General features: G+C 47.6%; 2 protein-coding genes and 1 pseudogene. 1 reads left to right on the forward strand and 2 read right to left on the reverse strand.

Annotation, left to right across the window (positions count from 1 at the left end; all coding sequences use genetic code 11):
* A pseudogene (locus ACRC27_RS12615) lies at positions 1-304 on the reverse strand (bifunctional aconitate hydratase 2/2-methylisocitrate dehydratase); the annotation flags it as partial.
* 401 nt (positions 305-705) lie between these two features.
* Positions 706-2,040 (reverse strand): outer membrane channel protein TolC, encoded by a 1,335-nt coding sequence (gene tolC, locus ACRC27_RS12620; protein WP_438628944.1) that lies wholly within the window; start codon positions 2,038-2,040, stop codon positions 706-708.
* 223 nt (positions 2,041-2,263) lie between these two features.
* Here tolC and ACRC27_RS12625 point away from each other — a divergent pair.
* Positions 2,264-2,699 (forward strand): NUDIX domain-containing protein (locus ACRC27_RS12625; RefSeq protein ID WP_438640028.1); only part of this gene is annotated, 436 nt, incomplete at its 3' end.

Below are 2,699 nucleotides of genomic sequence, written 5' to 3' on the forward strand. Positions count from 1 at the left end.
ACGGCTGGATATTGTAACCGCCCTGCATTGTGCCGAGCAATTCGGTAGCATATGCCGGAGAAACTATCGGTGAGTGCACGTCTTGCTTGGCAACCGCGGCCAGAAAACCGGCTTTCACATACGCCGCTTCATCAACACCTGGAGGAATTCGGTTGGCCAGCAGATCGAGTAAAAACGCATCCTCGCCCGCAGGAGGGGATTTGAGTAATTCAGTTAATGCCGCTGCCTGTGTAGCATTCAGTGGTTTAGCAACCACTCCTTCGGCGGCACGCTCAGCTACGTGTTGACGATACGCTTCTAGCACGACGAGTTCCTCTTTTTATTATCCTGATTACCGGGGTTGTCACCCCTGTCCTTGTGTTGTTGCCGGTCTTGCTTATCGTGATGGGCTAACCGTTATCCGTCAGCCCCATGAACAGATGGAAGTGGCTTTCAGACTAGCAGAATTCAGACTTAACTTAAAATAAATGTTACGAACTTGTTGGTTATTTCTCAGTAACCTGCTAACTGCCACAAAATCTTAATTTGCAAAAACGTTACTGCTATTCTCTTTCCGCTTCCTTTCCCTTTTTAGGCAAAAAAACAGCATAAAACAGGGCGAAAAAAAACCAGCCACAAGAAACTTGTGACTGGTTGTATAGATTCACACGGCAACGGTTATACTCACACCGTTACACGGTCATTCCACGCCACAGATGGCCCAGATTATTGCACTGACTCTTCAGGAATAATCGGTGATGGCGTATTTAGCGCGCTATTTAGCGTTTGAATATTTTGCTCGCTCAGAAGACCAATCGCCCCTTGCAAATTCAGGGTGTTGATCAGGTAGTCATAACGCGCATTCGCCAGTTGACGGTTAACGTTATACAAGCTGCGGGTGCTATTTAGCACATCAACAATGGTACGGGTACCCACTTCATAACCGGCTTCGGTTGCATCCAGCGCACTTTTGGCAGAGACAACCGCTTGCTCGTTCGCACCAATTGAGCTGATAGAGGCCACAATATTATTGTGTGCCGCGCGAACGTTTTTCTGAATTTCACGGTAAACACGCTCTAAATCTTCACTTGAGCTGATAAAACCAAACTCAGCCTCTTTCACTTGTGAGCTAGTGCGGCCACCTGAATACAGTGGAATAGCAAGGTTAATACCAACTGAAGAGTTATCACCGTGGGTAGATGGAGATGCACCCTGCGTGACTGTGGTATCAGTCAGGCCCAGTGAACCCTGTAAACCCAAGGTCGGCAAATGACCAGACTCTGCTAAACGAATACTTTCACGTGACAGCTCTTGGCCCAAACGTGCCGCCATCAGGCTTAAGTTTTTCGCATCGGCTTCTTTCATTAGCTGATCAATTTTCAGCGGCTTTTGGGTGCTGAACTGCTTGGTATCCAGAATATTGATCTGGTTTGGCAGATTACCGGTGATTTCACGCAGGTTCTCTAGGCTGTTATCCAGCGAGTTTTGTGCGGTAATCTGGCTAGCAATCACCTGATCGTATTGTGCTTGTGCATCTTGCACATCAGTAATCGCAACCAAACCTACATCAAAACGCTGTTTGGTCTGCTCTAACTGGCGGTAAACGGCCTTTTTCTCAGCCAGAATTACGGTCAGATCATCTTGTGCGCGCAGCACGCCAAAGTAGGCATTAGCAACCCGTAAAATCAGGTTTTGCTGGGCGGCAGAGTAGTTGACGTCGGCCTGACTGCCTTTTTTCTCAGCCTGTGTCAGTTTCACCCAATTTGCCCGATCATACAGAGACTGAGTCAAGGTAATCTGCGCCAATGTGCCGTTACTTTCACTTGAACGGCTGGTATCACGGTTATAGTTGGCACCGGCGTTTGCATTGAGTTGCGGCAACAAGGTAGAACGTGCCTGATTGATCTGCTCAACAACCCCATCACGATCGGCAGAAGCTTTACGCAGTACAGGATCATTCACTTTTGCTTGCTGATAGATATCCAGTAATGAATCAGCCTGTGCTGTCATACCAATACTACCGAGGCTCAACCCGATCAAAATGGGCAGAATCTTTTTCATGGCTATTCCTTGTTCGATAATTTTATCTAAGTTGTGATGCAATCAATCACCGCAAAATTGTGCGCTAGTGTACCAAAGTCTTTGCAGAGAAATAGGGATTCTGTGCCATATTGATTAAAAATATACCAAAACAAAAGAAAAAAGAATTAAAGTATTCCTTTAATTTCAGCACGTTACTTTAACCTAGTGAAAAAGCCACTCTATTTTTAGGATAAAACCTCGCATGACTGATTCAAACAATCCTGATTATTCAAGTGCTTGCATGACACCTGCCGATGTCGAGATGCTCACACGTGACACCCTTTATCAGGGCTTCTTCTCTCTGGTACGCTACCGTTTTCGTCACCGCCTGTTTAACGGCCAGATGAGCCCTGTCATCAACCGCGAAATCTTCGAACGTGGCCATGCAGCGGTGTTGCTCGCGTATGATCCTAAACGTGATGAAGTCGTTCTGATTGAACAGCTACGCATTGCTGCGCTCGACACCAGCCCAACCCCGTGGCTGCTTGAGCTGATCGCCGGCATTATCGAACCCTCAGAACACCCTGAACAGGTGGTTCGGCGCGAAGCCCATGAAGAGGCCGGTATTGCGGTTCAAGCAGCCACGGGGTTGGGCTGGTGTCGAGTGCAGCAATGCGTAGCTGTTCAATCAGACCGAC

The sequence above is a fragment of the Plesiomonas sp. genome, assembly GCF_051650925.1.
Classification (GTDB): domain Bacteria; phylum Pseudomonadota; class Gammaproteobacteria; order Enterobacterales; family CAMTGL01; genus Plesiomonas.

Excerpts from the sequence above, each read along its gene's own strand:
- tolC (WP_438628944.1), bottom strand. The coding sequence starts at position 2,040 with ATGAAAAAGATTCTGCCCATTTTGATCGGGTTGAGCCTCGGTAGTATT.